Raw genomic sequence first — 22,394 nt, forward strand, 5'->3', positions numbered from 1 at the left:
ACTCCATTCGGGATTGCGTCCGGGGAGGGGGAGGGGGAGGGGGAGGGGAGGCAGCCGACTTGGGTGGCGTTCACCCCGTACGAACTAGGCCACCCCCACTGCCCCGTACCGAACCCGCGCCAGAGCCACTGCTCCGGCGACCGGCGCCACGTCGAGCAGACGCAGCGTCAGATCGGGGTGTGTGGCGCCGAGTCGGTTCCGCAGCCGGTCCGCGAGCAGGGGCTGGCCGAGGACCACGCTGCCGGCGGCCACCACGGTCTCGCCGACCGCGCCGCGTGCCCGAAGTCGGCTGACGAGGGCGGTCAGGTGGGCCGCGGCGTCGTCCACGACCGCGAGCGCGGACACGGAGCCCGCCTCGGCGGCCCGGAAGACAGCGGGTGCCGCCGGGCCCCAAGTGGCCGGAGTGGGCGAGTCGTTGACCGCTCTCGCCAGCGCCGGGGCGTCGGCGACGCCGTAGTGCGCGAGCAGTTCGGCCAGCAGGCCGTCGTCCGGACGCCTCTTGTCGTGCGCGGCCAGCGCCGCCTTCGCGGCCTCCCTTACGATCGCCGGCGCGCTGCCCTCGTCGCCGAGCACCCAGCCCCAGCCGCCCGCGAACAGGACCGTGCCGTCGGCGGTGGTGCCCACCGCGATGGAGCCCGTGCCGGCGATGACGCCGACCCCCTCGGTCAGTCCGGCGGCAGGGACCAGCAGGGCCCCGTCGTTGACCACCGTCGTGCGCACCCCGAGTGCCTCGAAAGCTGAGGTGAGGTGGGAGCAGTGCTCCTGCGTGTCGCAGCCCTGCGCGCCGACCCCGAGGGCGGCGATCTCGGCGCCCTCGGGCAGTACCGGCCGGACCCGGTTCAGCAGCCAGCGCGCCGCCTGTTCGACCGGAGCGGCCTCCCAGTCCGTGGACGGGACCTCGACGTCCACGAGCACCGTGCCGTCCGGCGCGGTCATCCGGATCGCGAGTTTGGTGCCGCCTATGTCGGCGCCGACGAGCACCTTCATGTGGCCGGACCCCCGGTCACCTTGATGTCGGAGTTGTGGAAGACGAACTCCTCGATGTCCAGGCCGCGGACCTCGGCGACCGCCTCCACGAGGATCTGCGCGACCAGGATCTCCATGACGGCGCGCTGCGCGGCGGGCAGCCGTGGCACCCGCACCGGATGCAACAGAGGCCGCTGCGCAAGGCGTTCGGCGGTCACGAGCACCACCGGGTGACCGGCGTCGACCAGGGTGTCGGCCACCTCGTGCTCGCGTTCGTCGCCGAACAGGACATGCACTCCACCGCCGGCCGACTCCATCGCGCCGTGCAGATACTGACGGGTGCTCATCCCGGTCGAGGGAATGCGCACGACCTCGCGGAAGAGCAGGGCGGACGCCTCGGCCGAGCCCACCGCGGGACCCGCGCCGACGAAGTCCGCCGAGGTGGCCGTGGTGAACAGCGGTGCCAGTGCCCGTACTTGCTCGGTCAGTTCCTTCTGCGTCGCGGCGAACAGCGCGCCGAGCCTGGCCCAGCCCTCGTCGACCGTGCCGCCGTCCCAGGCGTCGGCGAGCATGCCGAGCGCGGCGATCGTCGCGGTGAAGCCGATCGTGGACGCGTAGCTGTCCGGCACGCTGCCGATGTCCAGCACACCGGTCGCCGCGTCGGCGATCGGCGAGGGGGTCATGTTCACCACGGCGTACCGCAGCGACGGGTCGACGGACTCCAGCAGGGCGAGCGTCTCCGCGCTGCGTCCGCTCTGGGACACGCCGAAGACGGGGTGGCGGCTCCTGGGGAACGGCAGCGGATGGTCGCCCGCGCCCAGCCGCCAGGAGTGCACGCCCCGGCTGCGCAGGGACCACACCGGGGCGCACGCGGCGGCCAGACTGGCGCCGATGCCGACGAACACCGGTCCGGGACCGGAGAGCAGGCCGGCCGCGCCCATCGAGGCCACTTGGGGGCCCAGCCTGGCGATCGCGGCCTCCAGTTCCTCCGGCTGGGTCGCGCGGGCCGTTCGATAGGCGAGGTATCCGTCGCTCATGTCTGCTCCGTTCCGTCGTGGGTGCGCGTGGTCGGGTCCCACCGGGGTGGGATCGGGGGCACCTCAGGTGCGCTGCTCGCCACCCGGACGGGTGCGCCCAGGTCGACGGACTCCTCGACGGCGAGCATCACGTCGAGTACGTGGTACGCCAACTCGCCGCTGGCTCGCGGCCGTTGACCCGCGCGCAGGGCGCGGGCCAGTTCGAGGACGCCCACCCCGCGGTCGCTGGGGACCCCGACGGCGGACACCTTTGTCCAGGGGGCGCCGCGCTCGGTGGAGGTCAGCAGCCGGGTGTCGCCGTCGAACCCGCTGACCGGTACCTCCATGACGCCCTCGCTGCCGGTGATCTCGAACAGCTGGCGGCGCACCGGCGAGTCGAAGCTGTAGACGGACGTGCCGATCGTCCCCGAGGCGAACGTCGTCAACACGCTGACGTGGGTGGGTACTTCGACCGGGAACGTCGTCCCGGCGTGCGGCCCGGACCTGATCACCCGCTCGGCGCGCGGGCTCTGCCCGGTCGCGGACACCGACACGATCGGGCCGAGCAACTGGACCAGGGCGGTGAGGTAGTAGGGGCCGATGTCGAAGAGCGGGCCCGCCCCCTTGGCGAAGAGGAACTGCGGCCGTGGGTGCCACAGGTCGGGCCCGGGCCCCTGCATGAGGGTGAGCACCGTCCTGGGCTCGCCGATCGCGCCCTCGGCCAGCAGCCGGTGCGCGGTCTGCACACCGGGGCCGAGCACGGTGTCGGGCGCGTTGCCGACCACCACCCCAGCGGCGGCCGCCGCGTCAAGCACCGCACGGGCGCTCGCCCGGTCAAGCGCGAGCGGCTTCTCGCCCCAGACGTGCTTGCCGGCCGCGATGGCGGCCAGCGCGACCTCGGCGTGCGCGGCGGGCACGGTCAGGTTCACCACCAGGTCCACGTCCTCGCGACGCAGCACCTCATCCGTGCCGCCCCACGTCGGTACGCCGTACTTCTCGGCCTGCGTCCGGGCGCGATCGGGCACCAGATCGGCCACGGCGATGACGGCGAGGTCCGGGTAGCCGGAGAGGGTCTTCAGATACTGGTCGGAGATGTCTCCGGCGCCGACTATCGCGACCCGCACGGGCCCGTTCACGCGGCGGCCCCGGCGAGAAAGTGCGTGGCGTTGCGCTCGACCAGCGGCCATACGTCGCTGTGGTGGGCGACGACCTCGACGACGGGCAGCTCCACGCTCGCCGCCGTCAGCGCCAGCACCTCGTCCATCCGTCCGGCCGTGTCGACGCCGAGCACCGGACGGTCGTTGCCCGGTTCCCGCTCGTGCACCACGTGCAGATAGCGCACCCGGTCGCCCAGACGTGGCAGCAGCTCGAACACATCGGCGCCACCGACCCCGGCCCAGTACACGTCGACCTCCAGCACCACCGCCGGATCGAGGCGCGCGACGAGCAGGTCGTAGACCGGAATCCCGTCGACGCGCTGGGCGAACTCGAAGTCGTGATTGTGATAGCCGATCCGGATACCCCGCTCGGCGGCGGTCTCGGCGGCCGCGTTGAGCGTGTCGGCGAGCCGTTCCACGCCCGCCCGGTCGGCGATGCTGCCCGCGTCGACGTACGGCGTGATGACACAGCCGATACCGAGGGCCTGTGCCGCGTCCAGGATGTCCGTGACCTCGTGCCGGAGCACCGAAGCGTGGGCGGTCGCGGCACTCAGCCCGGCGTCGCGCAGCGCGGTTCCGAGCCGGTCGGGGTCGGAGAGGATGTCGTACGGCTCCGCATGCGTGAAGCCGAAGCTCGCCAGTCGCGTGAGGGTGCGGTCGAGGTCGGCGGGTCCGATGTCCTCACGCACGCTGTAGAGCTGGATCCCCAGCGGGGGTGCGGTCGTCATGTGCCGGCCTTTCCGTGGTCGTGCTCGTGGTGGTCGTGTCCGCCGGGGTGGCAGTGGGCGTTGGAGGCGGGGATGTCGACGGTGGGGTTGCGGTCGAAGAAGCCGTACGGCTTGAGCGCGAACCCGGTGGTGTCGACCGGCATCACCGGCCAGTCCTCGGGCCGTGGGAAGTGGGTGAGTCCGAAGGTGTGCCACAGGACGATGTCGGTGTCGTCGACGGATCGATCCGCGGCGGTCCAGTCGGGCAGTCCGGCGCCGCCCTTGTGCATGTTGACCAGGTCGCCCGAGGGGTAGTTCTCGTCGGGCGCGTAGGGCGTCACCCACAGGTGCCGGGTGGCGTACGTGGCCCGCCGGTGGATGTCGGAGTCCGCGTCCGCGAGGAGCAACGGGCGTCCCTCCGGGTGGAGTTGGTAGGCCACCGGGTTGCCCAGCCGGTTGGTGACCGACGGGTTGGTCACCAGCCAGGAGCGGTTGCGGGTGTTGTCGGCGAGGCGCTGGGCGCCCAACTCCGTGCGCAGCCGGGTGACCGACTGGGTGAAGCCGGTGCCGGTCGGGTTGTCCGGCCCGCGCGGCACGGCCACGGACTCCACCTCGTCGACGGCGTTGTCGGTGCCGTCGACCGTCATGTCCAGCCGGGCGCTGAAGAGATGCTGGTGGTAGGGGGCGCCGAGGCCGGGGGCGAGTTCGGAGGCGTACGCGTAACCGGGGCCGGGGTAGCTGGAGGTGAAGACGACCCCGGTCGCCTTGACCTCCAGCTCGATGGCGCCGTCGAGGGAGAAGTACCAGTAGAAGCCGTAGTCGTAGTTGCCGACCGTGGCGAAGAAGGAGACCACCAGCCGCCGGTTGCGGCGGGATTCGGTGGAGCCGTTCCAGTTGTCCGTGTGCTTCCAGAGGATGCCGGTGTCCTCCTCGTGGACGCAGATCGCCTGCGGGATCGTGCGTACGCCGCCGGAGGCGTCGGCGAGCACCGCGTCGAGGTAGGTGATGTCGCCGACGCAGTCGCAACCCAGTTCAAGGGAGTTGGCGAAGCCGCCGAGCAGGTACTCGCCGCAGTCGAAGAAGTTCTGGAACCAGCGCTGCGGGCTCGGGTCGCCGTACGGGACGACCATCTCGGCGAGCGAGGCACGGTAGACCACCGGGCGCCGGCGCCCCGCGTCTTCGATGGCGATGTTGTGCAGCACCAGGCCCTCGCGCTGGTCGAAGCCGACCTGGAGGGACCAACCCGCCCACTCCAGGACGCCGTTGTCGTCGACGGTGAAGCTGGGTCCCTGCGGCTGGGTGATCTCGATGGGCTTGAGACCGGCGCGCGGCGGAAGGCCGACCCAGGCCGGGTCGTGGAAGTTGCCGTCCTCGTCGGGCACCGGCAGGTCCGCGTGGTCCTCGACGGCCAGGACTTCGTGGCTGACCACGTCCACGACGACGGTGACGCCGTCCACCGGGTGCGCCCAGCCGAGGTCGTCCGGCGTCTTCTGCACGAAGGTGAAGCAGCGCTGGAGACGGCGGCCGTCCTCGCCGGGGCCTGCCACGCCGGCCGACAGCGGGTTGACCCGCAGCTGGGAGAGGTCCGTCAGGCCGCGACTGCGCATCGCCGCGAGCCACCGCTCGTCACGGTGCACGATCTCCTCGACGAGCGCGAACTCGGCCAGGACCACCGGGACATGGCCGTCCACGGTGACATCCAGGGCGCGGGCCGAGACGATCCGGTCCTCGCCCGGACAGACGGTCACGTCGTGCGAGAGCCCGGTGTGGAGGTCGATCAGCATGACGCGGAAGCGGCGCGGCGCGATGTCACCGGCGAGCAGTTCGCGCTTGTCCTGCTCGGCCAGGCCGAAGTAGGAGACATGGGTGTCCGGGCCGAGCAGTCCTTCTCGCTTGAGGAGGGCCGTGCATGCCGTGATCTCGTCGGGGCGTGGTGAGGCGAGCGCCCGGGCCAGGGCCGAGGTGTCGTGGGCGGAGGGTGGCGTTGTCGTGGTCACGGTGGCTCCGCTTCTGCGAAGGGGGTTCGGCGGGGGTGGGTTCGGGAGGGCGCCGGCTCAAAGCCCTGGGTTCCGCATGAAGGAGGTGCGCAGGCGGTAGCGGTCGCCCGCGTAGCGGATCGAGGAGGAGAGCAGCGGGCGCTGGGCGCGGTCGCGGACGATCTGCCGCATGTCGAGGACGGGGGTGCCCGCCGCGATGGCGAGGTGACCGGCGAGCGCCGCGTCGGCGGGGCGCGCCTCGATGGTGGTGTCGGCCTGCGCGAGCTCGAAGCCCGCGCCGGTGATCGTGTCGTAGAGGGAACTGACGGTGAAGTCGACCTCGTCGAAGCCGACGGCGATGTCGGCGGGGAGGAGCGCGAGGTCGACCGCGATCGGCACGCCGTCGAGCATGCGCACCCGCTCCAGGCGGAACAGCGGGGCGCCCGGGGCGATTTGGAAGGCCTCCGCCTCGTCGAAGCTGGCCGGGCCGCTCTCCTGCCGCAGTACCCGGGACGTGGCCAGCAGCCCCATCCGGTGCGCGGTCTCGGAGAACGACTCAAGGGTGTTGGGCCACTCCTTGCGCTCCGCGGCCGCGACGTACCAGCCCCGGCCCTGCGCGGAGCGCAGCACACCCTGCTCGACGAGGGCGTTCAGCGCCTTGCGCAGGGTGACCCGGGAGATGCCGAGCATCCCGCACAACTCGCGCTCGGGAGGCAGCCGCGAGCCGGGCTTGACCTCGCCGACGGCGATCCGGTTCACCAGCGAGTCCCTGGCCTGCATCCACAACGGCTCCGGATACGTACCGTCCAGGGCCGCCTGGGAAAGGGAGGCCTGCGAAGGGGCTGCCGGTCCGGGAGTCACCTGTCCGGGAGTTGCCTGTCCGCGAGTTGCCGGTGCGGGAGTCACCGGCTCGGGCCGCTGCGCGCTCATGGGTTCCGTGCTCATGCCGGGGCCTGGACCTTCTCCCACGTACCGGAGCGCATCGAGGTGTAGCAGGCGTCCAGTACACGGTTGACGACGACGCCGTCCTCGAAGGTCTCGCGGGGTGTGTCGCCGCGGGCGAAACAGTCGACGAAGTGCCGCATCTGCTGGCTGAATCCGTAGGCGCGCGCCTCTTCCGGCACCGGGTACACCCAGCCGGTGTCGGCGTCCGCCTTCTCTACGAGGTAGCCGGCCGGCCGTTCGATGAAGCCCCAGACCGGGGTCGACGAGGTGTCGGTGACCAACCGGCCTGCGCTGCCGACGAGTTCGTGCCGCAACTGCATGCCGCCCTTCTCGATCCACGACGACTCGACGGTGGCCAACTGGCCGCCGGCGAACTTCAGCAGCGCGATCGCCGTGTCCTCACCGGTGGTCCGGTCCGCGTGGGCGAGCGTCGCGCCCCACGCGAAGACCTCGGTGATCGGGTTGTCCTTGCCGAAGAAGTGCCGGGCGGACTCCACGGTGTGGCACCCCATGTCGAGCAGCGCGCCGCCGCCCGCGGTCTCGGCGTCCCAGAAGTGCGGGGCGTGCGGCCCGGAGTGGGCCTCGCGCGCCCGCATGGTCAGCAGGTCGCCGATCGCGCCCGCGGTGACCATGTCGTGGGCCTTGGCGATGTTGGGGGAGAAGACCGAACTCTCCGCGTAGCCGTGCCAGATGCCGGCCTCGCGGACGACGTCCAGGATCTGCGCGGCCTCGGCGCCGCTGCGGGCCAGCGGCTTGGTGCACACCACGCCCTTGCCGGCCGCGGCGACCGCCCGCACCGCTTCCAGATGGGCCTCGTTGGGCACCGCTACGACCACCAGATCGACGTCCGGATCGGCGCACAGGACCGCCATGTGGTCGTAACCGCGTGCGTCCGGGGCCCACTTGGCGGCCAGCGCGGTGGCCCGCGCGAGGTCGCGCGAGCAGGTGGCGACCAGCGCCGCGTCCCGTACGTCCTGGAGCGCGTCCGCGTATGTGTCGCCGATGAATCCCGAACCTATGAGACCGACGCCGATCACGCGTTCCTCTTCCCTCGTTCTGGTCTGCTAGTGGCATGCTGTGGTCTTCTCAATATAGACCACCTAATACCAATCGGCTGCGGTGCTCTTCATCACGCCTCCCTCCGTCTGTCCGCCCGTCATCGCGTCTCCAGCAGTACGTCGAAGGCGTGGTCCAACTTCTCGTCGACCGACCGCAGTTCGGGGTGGGCGTCGTAGTACGCCAGCACCTCCCGGGCGCCCTGCGAGAAGGACACCTCGGGGGCGAACCCCGGTACCAGGGACCGCAGTTTGGAGGTGTCGAAGAGCATCGAGTGCCGGAAGTCGTGCTCCAGCACCTCGTCCCAGCCGGGCACCTCCACGGCGATCGACTCGCTGGCGCGGTGCCGCAGCACGGGCTCGCGCACCCCGGCGGCCGTCGCGAGCGTGAGATGGATCTGGTCCCAGGTGAGGATGTCGCCGCTGACCACGTTGACGCTCTCCCCGACCGCGTGGTCCAGGCCCAGCAGCGCCACGAAGGCCCGCGCGAAGTCGCGCGCGTGCATGAGGGACCACAACGATGTGCCGTCGCCGTGCACCACCACCGGCCGGCCCGCCCGCATCCGCTCGATCGCCGTCCACCCGGCCAGCACCGGGATCACCGTGCGGTCGTAGGTGTGGAAGGGGCGCACGATCGTCAGCGGGAAGTCGGACGAGCGGTGGGCGTCCTCCAGCAGCAGCTCGCAGGCGATCTTGTCCCGCGCATAGCCGAACACCGGTTGGCGGCGCGGACTCGACTCCGTGATCGGCAAGTTGGGCACCGGCCGCCCGAAGACGGAACAGGTGCTGATGAAGACGTACTGTCCCGTGCGACCGGTGAACAGCTCCGGGTGCGCACGCACGTCGTCGGGTGCGAAGCCGACCCAGTTGACGACCGAGTCGAACTCCTCGTCGCCCAGCACCGCCCGCAGTGCCGCCGGATCCCGGACATCCGCGCGCAGTTGCCGCACTCCATCCGCGACCGCGCGGACCGGTTCGGACCGGGTCACGATCGTCACGTCGAAGCCGGTGGCGGCGGCTCGGGCGGCTGCGGCGGAACCGATCATCCCGGCACCGCCGAGGAACAACACCTTCATGTCCGCTCCTCCTTCGCCGCCGGGACGGACCCGCCACGGGAGAGCCCGCTGCCGACCAGGTGGTCGTAGGAGCGCCGGAGCGCCTCGAACGTGTCGATGTTCAGCCGTTCCAGCTCGACAATGTGCCAGCGCAGACCGGACGGTGTGCTCAGAGTGCGGGCCCAGTCGATACCGCCCTCGCCGATCGGCACCATGACGTCGTCCTCGTAGCTGACTGCCGGACCGTCCTTGACGTGCACGAAGCGCGCCCGCTCACCCAGCCGGGCCAGGACCGCAGCCGGGTCCGCGCCGCCCATCACCGCCCAGTAGGCGTCGAGTTCGACCAGCACCCGGTCGTCGAGCAGCTCCAGCAACAGGTCGTAGGCCTGCCGCCCGTCGAACTCCTGCGAGAACTCGGCGAAGTGGTTGTGGTACGCGATACGCATACCGCGCGCCGCCGCCCGTTCCGCGGCCTCGTTGACCCGCTCCACGCCTCGGCGAATCGCCTCGGGCGAGTCGAACTCCTCCCGTTCCATGCTCCATACGAGGACCTCGGCGCCCAACTCCTGGTTGGTGTCGAGCAGTTGCTCGGCGTCCGGACCCGCGGGGAAGGGCGTGTGCGCACTCGTCAGAGTTAGCCCGGCCGAGGCAATCGCGTCCTTGACCCGGCGCGGACCGAAGTGCTCGACCAGGCCGTAGGTCTCGACCCCGAGGTAGCCCAGGTCCGCCAACCGGGCCAGGGTTCCCTCCAGGTCCACTCGTGCCTTGTCGAGCACGGTGTACGTCATGACGCCGATGGCGGCTGTCATGTCTCCTCCTCCGGCCGGCCCCGTGAGCCGGCGCTCGTCGTCTCAGTCACGGCCGGACGCCCACAGCAGGGCCTGGCGGACCAGGGTGCGGACCGGGGGCTCGCCCCAGGAGCGCATGTCGTGGCCGAGCGCGAGGTAGACCACCCGGCCGGTCCCGAACTCCCGGGCGTACAGCACCGGAATGACCTCGCCGTCCGCCCGGTGGCGCTGTGCGAGCACCTTCACGTCGTCGTCCGCCAGCTCGAACTCGTAGTACTCGTCGAAGAGTTCGAAGTCGGTGACCCCGGCCGTGACGGGATGGTCGGCGACGATCTCGATCCGGTGCCGGCCCTCGTGGTGACCCGGGCCGTGTGAGAGGTAGCGGTTGCCGAGCAACTCGAACAGCGGGCGGTCGGCGGGGTCCAGGCCATCGCCCTGCCAGCCCATGATGTTCGCGCCGTGCACTCCGACCAGCCCCTTTCCGGACCGCACGGCATCCGCCAGCGCCCGCTGCTGGTCCGTCGCGAAGTGGCCGCCCGCGGTGTAGAAGAGGTAGACGTCCGACTCGGCCGTCTCCGGCCGTGGATCGACGAAGCGTCCGGTGCCCATGGCCCTGCGGGTGGCGAACCCGGCCTCGACACCGAGCTGCTGGAAGACTCCGGCGGCTGCGATCAGGTCGTGGTGGATGTCGTCGCCGTTCACGACGACCATGGCTCTCGGCGTCGAGAGATGGGACATGGCTCTCCTCGCGGAAATGTGGCGGATGACTGCTTCGGGGGCGCGCGGCGGCTCAGACCGGCTTCAGCCGCAGGGCGACCACCGGGTTGGGCACCGGGCTGAAGTAGGGGTTGTCCGGGCTGGGGAAACCGGTCGCCTTCGCGGTGCTCCAGTTGCCGTAACTGCCCCAATAGAACATCGGGATCCACGGCAGGTTGTCGACGAAGATCCGCTCGATCCCGTTCAGGATCTGCTGCCGCTGAGCGTCCGTGGTGGCCTGCGGATACTGCTTGAACAGCGTCGCGGCCTCGGCGTTGCGGAACCGCTCGATGTTCTGGAAGGTCGGCGTTGCCTTGCCGATCGGGTAGTAGAGGTTCGGATTGATCGTGTCGTTGTAGTACGAGAAGGCGCGCGGCGCGGAGTTGACCGGGTAGCCCATCGTCGAGTCGAAGTCACCTTTGCCGGTGCGGGTGTTGATGTCCGTGACCGTGGTGGTGTCGATGGAGAGCTTGATGCCGATGTCCTTGAGCTGGGACACCAGCACCTGCACCCGGGAGGCGATGTCGGTGTACGCCGACGGGAAGGTGATCGAGAACTCGACCCGCTTGCCACCCTTGCTGTAGTAGCCGTCGCCGCCCTTGGTGTACCCGGCGTCGGTCAGGGTCTTGTGGGCCTTGTCGACGTCCTGGACGAAGTCGACTCCCTTGTACTGCGGGGCGATCGACGAGGTGTACGCCGGCATCGGCAGCCCGGTGACGCTGGTGGCCGGCGGCGAGGCGGTGGCCGCGCCGACCTGCTTGCGGTTGACGCCGTAACTGATGGCCCGGCGCACCGCGATGTCACTGAGCGGCCACCGCTCCAGGTTGGGGATCAGCCCGTCCGTACCGGCAAGCGGCGCCCAGTAGTTGTTGTGCTTGCTGCGGCTCAGATAGGTCTTGTCGGCGTTGGCGATGTACGTGCCGCCCCAGTCGGCCTGACCTTGCACGAGCGCGTTGGTCATCGCCTCGTTGTCCTTGTACGCGACGAACCGCAACGTCTTGATCTGCGCCTTCGGCTGCCAGTAGTCCTCGTTGCGCACGAGCGTGAAGCTCTGCGGCGAGAACTGGTCCAGCTTGAACGGCCCGGTGCCGACCGGAGTGTCGTCGGTGTACTTGGTCGGGTCCTTGACCTTCGACCAGATGTGCTGCGACACGATCGGCGCCGACACCACATTGGTGAAGAACTGCTCCGACGGCTGCGCGAAGGTGAAGACGACCTGGGTCGGCGAAGGCGCGGTGACCGAGGCGATGTCCACACCCAGCAGGTTCAGCCCGGGGTTCTTCTTCAGCATGGTGTACGTGAACACCACGTCGTCGGCGGAGAACGGCTGCCCGTCCGTCCACTTGACGCCCGACTGCAGGTCCATCGTGAGCGTCTTGTTGCCGTTGGACCAGCGCCAACTCTTGGCCAGCCACGGGATGTCGTGGCCGATGTCGACCGTGTTGATCTGGACCAGTGGCTCGTAGATGAAGCCGCCCGAACCCTGCGAGGTGTACGTCAGACCCTGCGCGGTGTTGGCCAGGTACGGGTTGAACACCTTGGTCAGGTTGTCGGACTGACCGGCCACGGTGAGGGTGGCGCTGCCGCCCGAACTGCTGCCCCCGGACGGCTGACAGGCCGACAGTGCGACGGCGCCCGCGCCCGCGAGCGCTCCGGCGAGAAGACCGCGTCTCGTCATGCCTGACGCGAGCGGAGACTGTGAAGTGGTCACGTGCGTCTGCTCCTTGAACGTAGGGACAGCGAATAGAGCTCCGTACGGGCCGGCGGGGAGGCCCCTCGGTTCACGACGTGGGGGAGGCGGGAGAGTCAGGGTCGGCGGGGGAGTCGGGTGCGGCCGGGTCGACCGGAGCGGTCAGGCTCGCGACGGCCTCGGCGTTCTCGGCCCGCCGGGCACGGGCCTCGGCGTCGTCGGCGTACAGCCAGCAACGGGCGGTGTGGCCGGGGGAGATGTCGAAGGACGGGGGAGCGTCTGCCGCGCACCGCTCCATGGCGTACGGGCAGCGCGGGTGGAATCGGCAGCCGGACGGTGGGTCGATGAGACTGGGCGGCTGCCCGATGTCCTTGACCCGGTCGGCGCCCACTCGCGACGGATCGGGCGCGGACGCGATCAGCAGCTGCGTGTACGGATGCGCGGCATGCTGCGTGACCTCCTCCGACGGCCCGCTCTCGACCATCTGGCCGGCGTACATCACCGCGGTGTCGGTGGCGAAGTAGCGGGCGGAGGCGATGTCGTGGGTGACGTAGAGCATCGCCGCGTTGCGTTCCTCGGTGAGGCGGCGCAGCAGGTTGAGGACGCCGAGGCGGATGGAGACGTCGAGGCTGGAGACCGGCTCGTCGGCGAGGAACACCTCCGGGTCGGCGGCGAGCGCGCGGGCGATGGAGATGCGCTGGAGCTGTCCGCCGGACAGTTCGTGCGGGTACTTGGTGGTGAACTGCCGTGGTGGTACGAGGTTGATCTGGGTGAGCAGGTCGTCGATGACGGCGTCGCGCTCCTTGCCGCGCTTGCCGGGGTGGTGCAGGGCGACGGCGCGCTTGAGGGTGCCCGCGATCGTCGCGACCGGGTTGAAGGAGCCGAAGGGGTCCTGGAGGATCAGCTGGACCTGGCGGACGTGGTCGCGGAAGGCACGTCCGCGCATCGCCTTGACGGGCTCGCCGTGCAGCCGCACCTCGCCGCCGGTGAGCGGATGGAGCTGGGCGAGCAGCCGGGCGAGGGTCGACTTGCCGGAGCCCGACTCGCCGACCAGCGCGGTGATCCGTCCCGCGTACAGGCTCAGGCTCACGTCCTCGACGGCGTGCACGACCTTGCGCGGGGTCCCGCGCCGGGGGAGTCCGCCGCGTACGGGGAAGTGCTTGGTCACGTGGACGGCTTCGAGTACGGGCGCATCCGCCGCACCGCCGATTCCGGTGCCGCTGTCGGCCAGGGCCGTCGTCTCACCGCTCATCGTGTGTCACCTGTCGCGAGTTCGTTCATGGTGGTCCGGGCGCCGTGCGGACCGTGAGCTGTCACGTCCGTCTCCGGCGACCTGTCCTGCTCGTCGTCCCGGTGGAGAAGACAGGCCGCGAGCGAGGTGCCGCCTCCGGGGCCGGTGATCTCGTAGAGCGGCGGGACCTGTAGGGCGCAGGCGTCGAAGGCGTGCGGGCAGCGGGGCTGGAAGGCGCAGCCGGTGGGGAGTCGGCGCAGGTCGGGTGGGGAGCCGGGGATGCCGGTGAGCTCCCGCTTCGGGCCGCCGAGGGTGGGGAAGGACGCCAACAAGCCTCGGCTGTACGGGTGTTGGGGGCGCCGGTAGAAGTCGTCGGCCGCGGCCATCTCGACGACCTTGCCGCCGTACATCACGGCGATGGTGTCGGAGAGTTCGATCAGCAGCGAGAGGTCGTGGGTGATGAACACGACCGAGAAGCCGAGCCGGTCCTTCAACTCCATGATCTTCTCGATGATCTGGCGCTGGATGACCACGTCGAGCGCGGTGGTCGGCTCGTCCATGACGATGATCTCGGGGTCGAGCGCGAGCCCGACGGCGATCATCGCGCGCTGCCGCATACCGCCGGACAGTTCGTGTGGGTAGGAGTTCGCGCGGTCCGCCGGAATGCCGACGGTGCCGAGCAACTCGATGACCCGGGCGGCCCGTTCGGGCGCGGTCATTCCCGGCCGGTGGGCGACGATGACGTCCTCGATCTGAGCGCCGATCCGCAGCACCGGGTTGAGCGCGTGCATGGCCGACTGGAAGACGATGGACAGCTCCTCCCAGCGGAACTCCCGCAGTTCGGTGTCGTCCATGGCCAGCACGTCGACGCTCTCGCCGTCGGGCTTGGTGTAGTGGATCTCGCCCTGGGAGATCTCGGCCGGCGGCTTGTGCAGCCGGGTGATGGCGTACGCGAGGGTGGACTTGCCGGAGCCGGACTCGCCCGCGATGCCGAGCACTTCGCCGCGCCGCAGGGTGAACGACACGTCGCTGACGGCCGGGGTGCGGCCGCCCTCACCGACGTACTCCACGCGGAGGTTGCGTACATCAAGTACGACGTCGGTGCTGTCCTGGGTGAAGGGCTGCGGGGCCGTCCGGACCGGCGCCGGGCCCCGGTGCCTGACGCGGCGGGTCCGCTTCGCCGTCACCTGGCCGCGCTGGGCCTTCTTGGTGCCGATGCCGGCCTGCCGCAGCCGCGGGTTGATGAACTCGTCGATGCCGAAGTTGACCAGGGACAGCGCGGTGCCGAGGATCGCGATCGCCAGTCCGGCCGGTACGAACCACCACCAGGCGCCGGTCAGCAGCGCGCTGCCGGTCTGTGCCCAGTACAGGATCGTCCCCCAGGACCACTGGGTGACGTCGGCGAGGCCGAGGAACGCGAGGCTGGCCTGGGTGAGGATGGCGGCGGTCACCGTGCCGAGGAAGGCGGCGGCGATCACCGCGACCTGGTTGGGGAGGATGTCCTTGAGGATGATCCGCCAGGTGGGCTCGCCGGTGGCCCGGGCCGCCTCCACGAAGTCCCGCTTGCGCAGCGAGAGGGTCTGCGCGCGCAGCACCCGGGCGCCCCACGCCCAGCCGGTCACGGTGATCACCAGGATGATGCCGAGGGAGCCGCTGTGCGGGAGATACGCGGCCAGGATGATGGTCAGCGGCAGGCTCGGCAGCACCAGGAACACGTTGGCCAGCAGCGACAGCACCTCGTCGCCGATCCCGCCGACGTACCCGGCGGTGACACCGACGAGCACCGACAGGACGGTGGTGAGGACCGCGGAGCCGATGCCGACGAGCATCGATGCGCGGGCGCCGTAGAGCATCTGCGACAGGACGTCCTGGCCGTTCTGCGTGGTGCCCAGCCAGTGCGAGGCGGACGGCCCGGCGAGGGTGGTGTCGCTTACCGCCGAGGGGTCGTACGGCGAGATCCAGGGGGCGATCACGGCCAGCACCAGGAAGATCAGCACGATGACCAGACCGCTGAGGGTGAGCGGTGAGCGCAGCAGGCGCAGCCAGAGGCGGCTGGGTCCGCCGGAAGACTCCACGGAGGTGTCCGCCTCGGCCAGGGCGGCGGGTTGCAGGGCCATGGTCAGCTCTCCCTTGTCCGCGGGTCGAGGAAGACGTACGCGATGTCGGCGATGAGGTTGGCGACGAGCACCAGCACTGTGATGAGCAGGAAGATCGCCGACATCAGCGGGTAGTCGGCCGCCTGCGCGGCCTTGAAGAGCACCGAGCCGATGCCGGGGTAGTTGAAGACGACCTCGGTGACGATGGAGCCGCCGATGACGAACCCCAGGGACATCGCGAAGCCGGACAGCGAGGGCAGCATCGCGTTGCGGGCCGCGTAGGTGTACATCACCCGGCGCCGGGACAGGCCCTTGGCCTCGGCGAGGCGCACGTAGTCCTCGCTGAGCGTGGTGACCATCATGTTGCGCATGCCGATCAGCCAGCCGCCGATGGAGGCGACGGTGATGGTCACGGCGGGCAGGACCGCGTAGTTGATCGCGCTGCCGATGAAGCCGGCGTTCAGACCGATGTGCTGGTCCAGCGCGTAACCGCCGGACAACGGGAACCACTTGAAGGTGATCGCGAAGAGATACACCATGATGATCGCGAACCAGAAGTACGGGATGGACGACAGGAACGTCGTGACCGGCACCAGCGAGTCGAGCCAACTGCCGCGCTTCCAGCCCGCGAGCATCCCCAGCGTGGTGCCGATGACGAAGCCGAGCACCGTGCAGATGGTGATCAGGATCAGCGTCCAGTACATGCTCTGCCCGAGGACCGTGCTGACCTTCGACGGGTAGTACGCGTACGAGGTGCCGAAGTCCCCGGTGAAGATGCTGTGCCAGTAACTGACGTACTGCTGCCAGAGGTTCTGGTCGGACTGCCCGAACAGCACCCGCAGGGCGTGCACGGCGGACGGGCTGAGCTTGCCGTGGAACTGGTTGATCAGGTTGTCCGCCGGGTTGCCCGGCATGATCCGCGGGATGAGGAAGTTGAGGCTGATCGCGGCCCACGCGGTGAGCAGATAGAAGGCGGTCTTCCGCAGCAGGGTGCGCACCGGTCACTCCCCGTTCTGTACAGGCTGATCGGGACGACAGGCCCAGCGGGCGGCGCGCCGCACCAGGCGGCGCATTCCGGGCTCGCCCCAGATCCGCATGTCGTGGCCGAGTTGGACGTAGACGACCCGGCCGTCCCCGAACCGGCGGACGTGGACCAAGGGTTCGGCCCCGGCGTCGGTCCTCCGCCAGGCGACGACCCGCACGTCGGGTCGCGTCGCGAGCCGGTAGTGCTCGTGGGTCACCTCGAACGGGTCGATGCCCACGGTGAGTTCGTGGTCCGGGTCCAGCCGCACCTCGAACCGGCTCTCGTGCGGCCGTGGTCCGTGCGAGACGTAGCGGCTGCCGATCAGCTCGGCCAACAGCCGGTCTCCTTCGCTGAGTTGGTCCGGCGGGGAGGCGAGGACCGTCGTGGAGTGCAGGGCAACCAGGCCGCAACCGCCGCGCACCGCCTGCGCCAGCGCTTCGCGCTGCCCGGTGGTGAAGCGGCCCAGCGCGGTGTACAGGACGACCACGTCCGCTGTGGCCGAGCCTTCCAGCGCTGCGGTACCCAGGCCGGTGCGGATCGCGAACCCCTCGTCGGTCAGCGCGCTGTCGAGCGCGGAGGCCGCGGTGAAGAGGTCCTCGTAGACGTCGTCGCCGCTGATCACGGCGAGGGCCGCGGGCCGGCCGGCGCGAGTGGCGGGCCGCTCGGCGGCCAGGGCGGTGGCCCCTGCGGTGCGCGCGGTAAGCGTGCCCGCGTGAGGCACCGGGGCATGGCGGGGCCTGGGTATCTGCATGCGGAGGCTCGATTCAGTAGGTGGAGCGCAATTCACCGGAAGGGCTCCAGAAGCCCTCCGCCCGCCCGCTGGTCAGGGCGTTGTCCATCCGGTCCAGCGGCAACGGCACCCGCCGTCTGGACCTGCTGCTCTCATACGTGGCGAAGATCAACTCGGCGCCGCGCAGCGCGTGTTGGGCATGCAGTGCCGGTCGCCGGCCGGTGCGCAGGCACTCGACCAGGTCGCGGATCGCGTCGGCCGTTCCGGCGACGATCGCCGGATCGACCCCGCGGTCCCAGTGGCGCGGGTCGGTGTCGAACGCCGACTCCCGCACAAGGTCGTCCTTGCCGAAGCGCCGGAGCAGGGTGCGGGCACCGCGGATGTCGGCCCGCCCCCGGGTTCCCTGGACGATCAGTCCGAGGTCGTTCTCCAGATTGAGGACGGACGTATGGGGTTCGCGTCCGGTGGAGACCACTGCCCGTACCCCGTCCGCCCAGCCCACCTGCGTCAGTGAGGCGGTCTCGGTGAAGACGCCGTAGACGTAGCGGTCGACGGAGACGTCGATCTGGCCCAACACCCATTCCGGGGCGGTGTCCTGGCGGTGGAAGAGGACGAGGTCGAGGATGTGGGTGCCCCAGTCGAAGAGGTTGGGGCAGTAGCCCTCGACGGTCACCACGTCACCGATCTCGCCCTGCGCGATCCACTCCCGCGCCTGCATCTGTACGGGATCGAAGCGACGCTGGAGGTTGAAGGTCAGGACGACTCCGGCATCGGCCGCCTCGGTCGTCATGGCCAGGGCATCGCCGTAGCTGAGGGCGATCGGCTTCTCGCAGTGCACCGCCCGGGCTCCCGCCGCGACCGCCGCTCGCACGACATCGAGGTGGTGGGCCGGCGGCGTACAGACACTGACGATGTCCGGCCGTACCTCCGCGAGGAGTTCGCGGAAGTCGCGATGGACATGGGGTACGTCGAGTTCCGCGGCGAGTGCTTCGGCCGCGGCCAGGTCGATGTCCGCGAGGCCGGCCAGCGTCACTCCAGGGGCGGCGAGATGGCCGAGAGCGTGCACTCTGCCCTGCGAACCCGCCCCGACGACCACCGCGGAGAGGTTCTGATCTGTCGAGGTCCGTGCGGAGTCGACCATGACCGCCTCCCCTCCGTGGACATCCGATGGCGTGGTGGCACCCGATGGTGTGCCACTTGCATACCTCTTGCCGACATCCTAATACGTCGGCCGATCCTGTCTAGGGGTCGAACGGAAGGTAACGCGGCGAAAACTCGCCCTGTATAGCGGGTGTGTGCGCTTATTGCGGGTCAAAAGGGACGGCAAATTCAGCCATCAACGTCCTGTGCCAGTGCTTACCACTTAGAACCACTTGGCTACACTGACCGGCACCACTCGGACAGGAGACCCGCATGAAGTTCAGTCGACTCGTCGGCCCCCGCACCTCCGAAGTCGTCACCGCCGACGACCCGGTCCCCGCCGACGGGCAGGTCCTGGTGGAAGTCCTGGCGTGCGGGGTCTGCACCTCCGACATCGGGCCCTGGCTCACCCACGATCCGGCCGACGCCCCGGTCCGGCTCGGTCACGAGATGGTCGGCAGGGTCGCCGCCGTCGGGCGGGACGCGACCCGATGGCAGCCGGGAGACGTGGTGACCGGCCTGGGCGGCGACGGGTTCGCCACCCTCGCCGTGATGGACGCGAACGCCGTACTGCCCGTGCCGCCGGGCATCGAACCGGCGCACGCGATCGGCGAACCCGTCGCCGACCTGGAGGAGGCGCTGTCCCGCACCGGCATACGACCCGGCGCCCAAGTGGCCGTCGTGGGCCTCGGGTTCATGGGCCTCGGCCTCGTACAACTCGCGAAGCGGCACGCGCCCGGCCTGCTCATCGGCGTCGACCCCGATCCGGCACGCCGTCGCCGCGCGCTCGCTCTCGGCGCCGATCTCGTCTTCGCCCCCGACGAGTTGCCCGAGGAATACCGCATGCAGACCAGTCGGGCCACCGACGCCCGACCGGCGATCGTCCTGGAGGCGACCGGTGCCACCGGCGGGCTGAAGACGGCCGGCAGCATGGTCCGGCCGTTCGGCACGCTCTGCGTGGTCGGGTACCACCACACCGGCGACGCCATGATGGACATGGACCTCTGGTACAAGGCCGTCACCGTCGTCAACGGCTTCTGCCCCGACCGCACCCGCCTGATCGCCGCGATGCGCGACGCACTCGGCCTGATCGGCGAACGGCGCTTCAGCTACGCGCCGTTGATCACCCACCGGTTCGGCCTCGACGACATCGACGAGGCGTTCGGCGCGATGGAGGAGGCCGGGCCCGACTTCGTGAAGGGGGTCGTGCTGTTCTGACCGCGGTGACCGGTTCGGCCAACTCGCCGGACCCGCGGCGGGCTAGGACCGGGCGAACGACGTACGCAGCCGGTAGCGGTCGCCCGCGTACTGGATCGTCGAGACGAACAACGGCTCCTGCTGTGCGTTCAGGGCGAGTTGACGCATCACGAGTACCGGGTCGCCGGGCGCAAGACCCAACTGCTCGGCCGTGCGCTCGTCCGCCTTGGTCGCCTCGATCGTGCTGTCCGCGCGCACCGGCTCGATGCCGGCCGCCGAGAGCGTCGAGTACAGCGACCGTTCCTGGAAGTCGACCTGCTCGATGTCCGGGACCAGCGCGTGCCGTAGCCGGGTGAGATCGAGAGCTATCGGCACGTTCTCCAGAAGACGTACCCGCTCCAGCCGGAACAGCGCGGTGCCCGGCGCGATCCCCAGCTGCTCCGCCTCGTCGATGCTCGCCGGACTCGTGTCCGCGCGCAGCACCTTGGAGTGCGGCTTCAGCCCCATCCGGGTCGCGGTCTCGCTGAACGACTCCAGACTGTTGGGCCACTCCTTCTTCTGCGCGGTCTGCGCGACGTACCAGCCGCGACCGTGCGACGGATTGAGCACACCGGCCTCGACCAGACTGCCCAGCGCCTTGCGCAACGTCACCCGGCTGATCCCCAGCTGCTGGCACAGCTCACGCTCGGGCGGCAGCCGGCCACCGGGCTGCAGCACCCCGCGGTCGATCTCGCCACGGATCACGTTGACCGCCTGGATCCACAACGGCTCCGGATAGCCGGGCAGTACCGGGCCGGAGACCTCAGGTGAGTCGTTCATACGGTGAAGCCCCCATGGTGATCCACTCCGCTGGACAAGCGCGGATCACCTTAGCTTTACCTGCGATGCCGTGGCCAGGAGCCACCACGGGACCGGCGAACAGATCCGGTACGAGCGCAACACCCGTACCCGGAACCCACGCGGCCTTCGTCGGCCGGCACCGTCACAGGCTTCTTAAAGCTGCCACAAAAACGCCCTCCACTCTGGTCATCGAGGCGCCCGACGAGGCGTCCGATCCCACTCCACGCCCGAGGGAAGGCAGCGATGAGCACATCCAAAACGGTGGCCACCGAGCACAGGCGGCCACCCAGGGGGCCACACCGTGGCACCCTGCGGTTCGGCCTGGCCGATCTCCTCGGGCCGGCCGCCATCGCCTCGGTGGTCGCCGTCGTGTTCATCTGGATCCTGAACCAGGGACTGCTCAGCCTCACCACCGTGGACACGGCGATCGGCTCCCTCGGCCTGCTCACCGGACTCGTCTCCGCGGACCTCATGGTGCTCCAGGTGGTGCTGCTGGCCCGCATCCCCTGGGTGGAGCGCTCCTGGGGCCACGACCTGCTCACCCGACGCCACCGCTGGATCGGATTCGCCTCCTTCTGGCTGATGCTGGCGCACGTCGTGCTGTTCGCGGCCCAACGGGTCATGCGCGATCCGGCGGCGGCCGCGGACGAACTGTGGAGCCTGTTCATCACCGACTCCTGGATGCTGTTCGCGACGATCGGCACCATCGCGGTGATCATGGTGGTGGTCACCTCGGTACGGGCGGCCCGACGGCGACTGCGCTACGAGTCCTGGCACCTGCTGCACCTGTACGCCTACCTCGGCACCGCCTTCACCTTCCCGCACATGATCGGCGACGGCGCGGACTTCCATGCGGCCTGGGCGCGCACCTACTGGTGGACCCTCTACCTCTTCGCCGGGGGAGTCACCCTCGTCTACCGTCTCGCCTGGCCACTGTGGCGCTCGCTCTACCACCGACTGCGTGTCGAGGAAGTACGCCCCGAGGGAGACGGCGTCTTCTCGATCATCATGCGCGGGCACCGGCTGGACAGGCTGCGCACGGAGTCCGGCCAGTTCTTCATCTGGCGCTTCCTCGACGGCCCCGGCTGGTCCCGCGGCAACCCCTACACCCTGTCCGCCGCCCCCACGGCACGCCATCTCCGTATCACCGTCAAGATCGCCGGCGACGGCAGCGAACGCCAGGCCCGTCTCAAGCCCGGCACACGCGTCCTCATCGAAGGCCCCTACGGCACGCTCACCGCAAGGCAGCGACGACATCCCCGCATGCTCCTCCTCGCCGCCGGAATCGGTGTCACGCCCATGCGCGCCCTGATGGAGGACACCCCCTTCCGGCCGGGTGAAGCCGCCCTCCTGTACCGCTACACCGAGGCCGAGCACGCCGTGTTCGCCGACGAACTGCGGCAGATCGCAGCTGCCCGCGGTGTCGAGCTGCACTTCATGCCCGGCGCGCGCCGGGCGGACGACTCCTGGCTTCCGGCCGGGATCGGCACCCACATCGACGACGCCCAGGTGCTGAAGGAACTGGTTCCGGACGTGGCCGACCGCGATGTCTACGTCTGCGGACCCCCGGCCTGGCTGTCAGCCGTACGCAAGGCCACCAGGCGTGCGGGCGTCCACCGGGACAGCCTGCACACCGAAGAGTTCGCCTGGTGACCGGCGCACTCGGTCAATCCACCACCACACCTCCTTGGAGCACGTCATGCGACGTATCACCCTCTGGTTCACCGCCACCCTCGCCGTAGCCGCCCTTCTCTTCGCCTACCAGCTCAATCTGTCCGGAGTCGGCGGGAAGGGAGGCGAAGAGAAGAGCGACGCTCCCGCGGCAACGGCCCCCGCCAGTCCGGGCTCCGACTCGTCGGCCGCGCCGGTCGATCAGGCGAAGCCGGGCGACGACACCCCTGGCGACGGCGACCACGTCGGCAAGCCGGGCGAGAACAAGTAGCGGCGCCGCCTTCCGACTTGAGCGATGCACCCGGGGCCGCCCCCTGACGTGAGGGGGCGGCCCCCACCATGTGCGCCTCTCAA

At 70.0% G+C, this 22,394-nt stretch carries 20 protein-coding genes and 1 pseudogene; 3 read left to right on the forward strand and 18 right to left on the reverse strand.

Annotated elements, in window-relative coordinates:
• Window positions 1-84 precede the first annotated feature (84 nt).
• The 17 genes and pseudogenes from ACWDR3_RS29790 to ACWDR3_RS29870 all read right to left on the reverse strand — a co-directional run bounded on the left by ACWDR3_RS29790 (window position 85) and on the right by ACWDR3_RS29870 (window position 18,333).
• A complete protein-coding gene (locus ACWDR3_RS29790; RefSeq protein WP_450355665.1) occupies window positions 85-987 on the reverse strand; it encodes an N-acetylglucosamine kinase in 903 nt (300 codons plus the stop codon).
• The gene (locus ACWDR3_RS29795; RefSeq protein ID WP_450355666.1) at window positions 984-2,003 is read right to left on the reverse strand and encodes an SIS domain-containing protein; all 1,020 of its coding nucleotides are present in this window, start codon (window positions 2,001-2,003) and stop codon (window positions 984-986) included. The genes ACWDR3_RS29790 and ACWDR3_RS29795 overlap by 4 nt, the downstream gene beginning before the upstream one ends.
• A complete protein-coding gene (locus ACWDR3_RS29800; protein WP_450355667.1) occupies window positions 2,000-3,118 on the reverse strand; it encodes a Gfo/Idh/MocA family protein in 1,119 nt (372 codons plus the stop codon). The genes ACWDR3_RS29795 and ACWDR3_RS29800 overlap by 4 nt, the downstream gene beginning before the upstream one ends.
• A complete protein-coding gene (locus ACWDR3_RS29805; protein WP_450355668.1) occupies window positions 3,115-3,867 on the reverse strand; it encodes a sugar phosphate isomerase/epimerase family protein in 753 nt (250 codons plus the stop codon). The genes ACWDR3_RS29800 and ACWDR3_RS29805 overlap by 4 nt, the downstream gene beginning before the upstream one ends.
• Window positions 3,864-5,843, reverse strand: coding sequence for a primary-amine oxidase (locus ACWDR3_RS29810; protein WP_450355669.1), 1,980 nt, complete (start codon window positions 5,841-5,843; stop codon window positions 3,864-3,866). The genes ACWDR3_RS29805 and ACWDR3_RS29810 overlap by 4 nt, the downstream gene beginning before the upstream one ends.
• A gap of 57 nt (window positions 5,844-5,900) precedes the next feature.
• Window positions 5,901-6,767 (reverse strand): GntR family transcriptional regulator, encoded by an 867-nt coding sequence (locus ACWDR3_RS29815; protein ID WP_450355670.1) that lies wholly within the window; start codon window positions 6,765-6,767, stop codon window positions 5,901-5,903.
• Complete coding sequence (locus ACWDR3_RS29820) at window positions 6,764-7,804, reverse strand: Gfo/Idh/MocA family protein (RefSeq protein WP_450355671.1); 1,041 nt, start codon at window positions 7,802-7,804, stop codon at window positions 6,764-6,766. The genes ACWDR3_RS29815 and ACWDR3_RS29820 overlap by 4 nt, the downstream gene beginning before the upstream one ends.
• Window positions 7,805-7,923: 119 nt before the next feature.
• Entirely contained in the window at window positions 7,924-8,898 is a 975-nt protein-coding gene (locus ACWDR3_RS29825; RefSeq protein WP_450355672.1) for an NAD-dependent epimerase/dehydratase family protein, read from the reverse strand.
• Window positions 8,895-9,686, reverse strand: a complete 792-nt coding sequence (locus ACWDR3_RS29830) for a sugar phosphate isomerase/epimerase family protein (protein WP_450355673.1) — start codon at window positions 9,684-9,686, stop codon at window positions 8,895-8,897. Before ACWDR3_RS29830 ends, ACWDR3_RS29825 begins: the two co-directional genes overlap by 4 nt.
• 42 nt (window positions 9,687-9,728) lie before the next feature.
• Window positions 9,729-10,403, reverse strand: coding sequence for a ThuA domain-containing protein (locus ACWDR3_RS29835; protein ID WP_450355674.1), 675 nt, complete (start codon window positions 10,401-10,403; stop codon window positions 9,729-9,731).
• Between the two features lie 52 nt (window positions 10,404-10,455).
• The gene (locus ACWDR3_RS29840; protein ID WP_450355675.1) at window positions 10,456-12,132 is read right to left on the reverse strand and encodes an ABC transporter substrate-binding protein; all 1,677 of its coding nucleotides are present in this window, start codon (window positions 12,130-12,132) and stop codon (window positions 10,456-10,458) included.
• 70 nt (window positions 12,133-12,202) lie between these two features.
• Window positions 12,203-13,363 carry an ABC transporter ATP-binding protein gene (locus tag ACWDR3_RS29845; RefSeq protein WP_450355676.1) on the reverse strand — a complete coding sequence of 387 codons (1,161 nt, stop codon included), beginning with the start codon at window positions 13,361-13,363 and terminating at the stop codon, window positions 12,203-12,205.
• Entirely contained in the window at window positions 13,360-14,412 is a 1,053-nt protein-coding gene (locus ACWDR3_RS29850; protein WP_450355707.1) for an ABC transporter ATP-binding protein, read from the reverse strand. Before ACWDR3_RS29850 ends, ACWDR3_RS29845 begins: the two co-directional genes overlap by 4 nt.
• An 81-nt stretch (window positions 14,413-14,493) precedes the next feature.
• Window positions 14,494-15,459 (reverse strand): annotated as a pseudogene (locus ACWDR3_RS29855) (ABC transporter permease); the annotation flags it as partial.
• A 2-nt stretch (window positions 15,460-15,461) separates the two neighbouring features.
• Window positions 15,462-16,436 carry an ABC transporter permease gene (locus tag ACWDR3_RS29860; RefSeq protein ID WP_450355677.1) on the reverse strand — a complete coding sequence of 325 codons (975 nt, stop codon included), beginning with the start codon at window positions 16,434-16,436 and terminating at the stop codon, window positions 15,462-15,464.
• 3 nt (window positions 16,437-16,439) lie between these two features.
• Window positions 16,440-17,213, reverse strand: a complete 774-nt coding sequence (locus ACWDR3_RS29865) for a ThuA domain-containing protein (RefSeq protein WP_450355678.1) — start codon at window positions 17,211-17,213, stop codon at window positions 16,440-16,442.
• Between the two features lie 13 nt (window positions 17,214-17,226).
• Window positions 17,227-18,333 (reverse strand): Gfo/Idh/MocA family protein, encoded by a 1,107-nt coding sequence (locus ACWDR3_RS29870; protein WP_450355679.1) that lies wholly within the window; start codon window positions 18,331-18,333, stop codon window positions 17,227-17,229.
• A 272-nt stretch (window positions 18,334-18,605) separates the two neighbouring features.
• Between ACWDR3_RS29870 and ACWDR3_RS29875 the strand changes: the two genes are divergently transcribed.
• On the forward strand, window positions 18,606-19,550 hold the full coding sequence (locus tag ACWDR3_RS29875) for a zinc-dependent alcohol dehydrogenase (protein WP_450355680.1): 945 nt from the start codon (window positions 18,606-18,608) through the stop codon (window positions 19,548-19,550).
• 42 nt (window positions 19,551-19,592) lie between these two features.
• On the opposite strand, the gene ACWDR3_RS29880 is transcribed toward ACWDR3_RS29875, so the two are convergent.
• Window positions 19,593-20,348 carry a GntR family transcriptional regulator gene (locus ACWDR3_RS29880; protein WP_450355681.1) on the reverse strand — a complete coding sequence of 252 codons (756 nt, stop codon included), beginning with the start codon at window positions 20,346-20,348 and terminating at the stop codon, window positions 19,593-19,595.
• 264 nt (window positions 20,349-20,612) lie between these two features.
• On the opposite strand from ACWDR3_RS29880, the gene ACWDR3_RS29885 reads away from it, so the two are divergent.
• Together ACWDR3_RS29885 and ACWDR3_RS29890 are read left to right on the forward strand one after the other, a co-directional pair.
• Entirely contained in the window at window positions 20,613-22,022 is a 1,410-nt protein-coding gene (locus ACWDR3_RS29885) for a ferredoxin reductase family protein (RefSeq protein WP_450355682.1), read from the forward strand.
• Between the two features lie 46 nt (window positions 22,023-22,068).
• Entirely contained in the window at window positions 22,069-22,311 is a 243-nt protein-coding gene (locus tag ACWDR3_RS29890) for a hypothetical protein (protein WP_450355683.1), read from the forward strand.
• Window positions 22,312-22,394: the final 83 nt, after the last annotated feature.

The organism is Streptomyces sp. NPDC001002 (assembly GCF_053599215.1).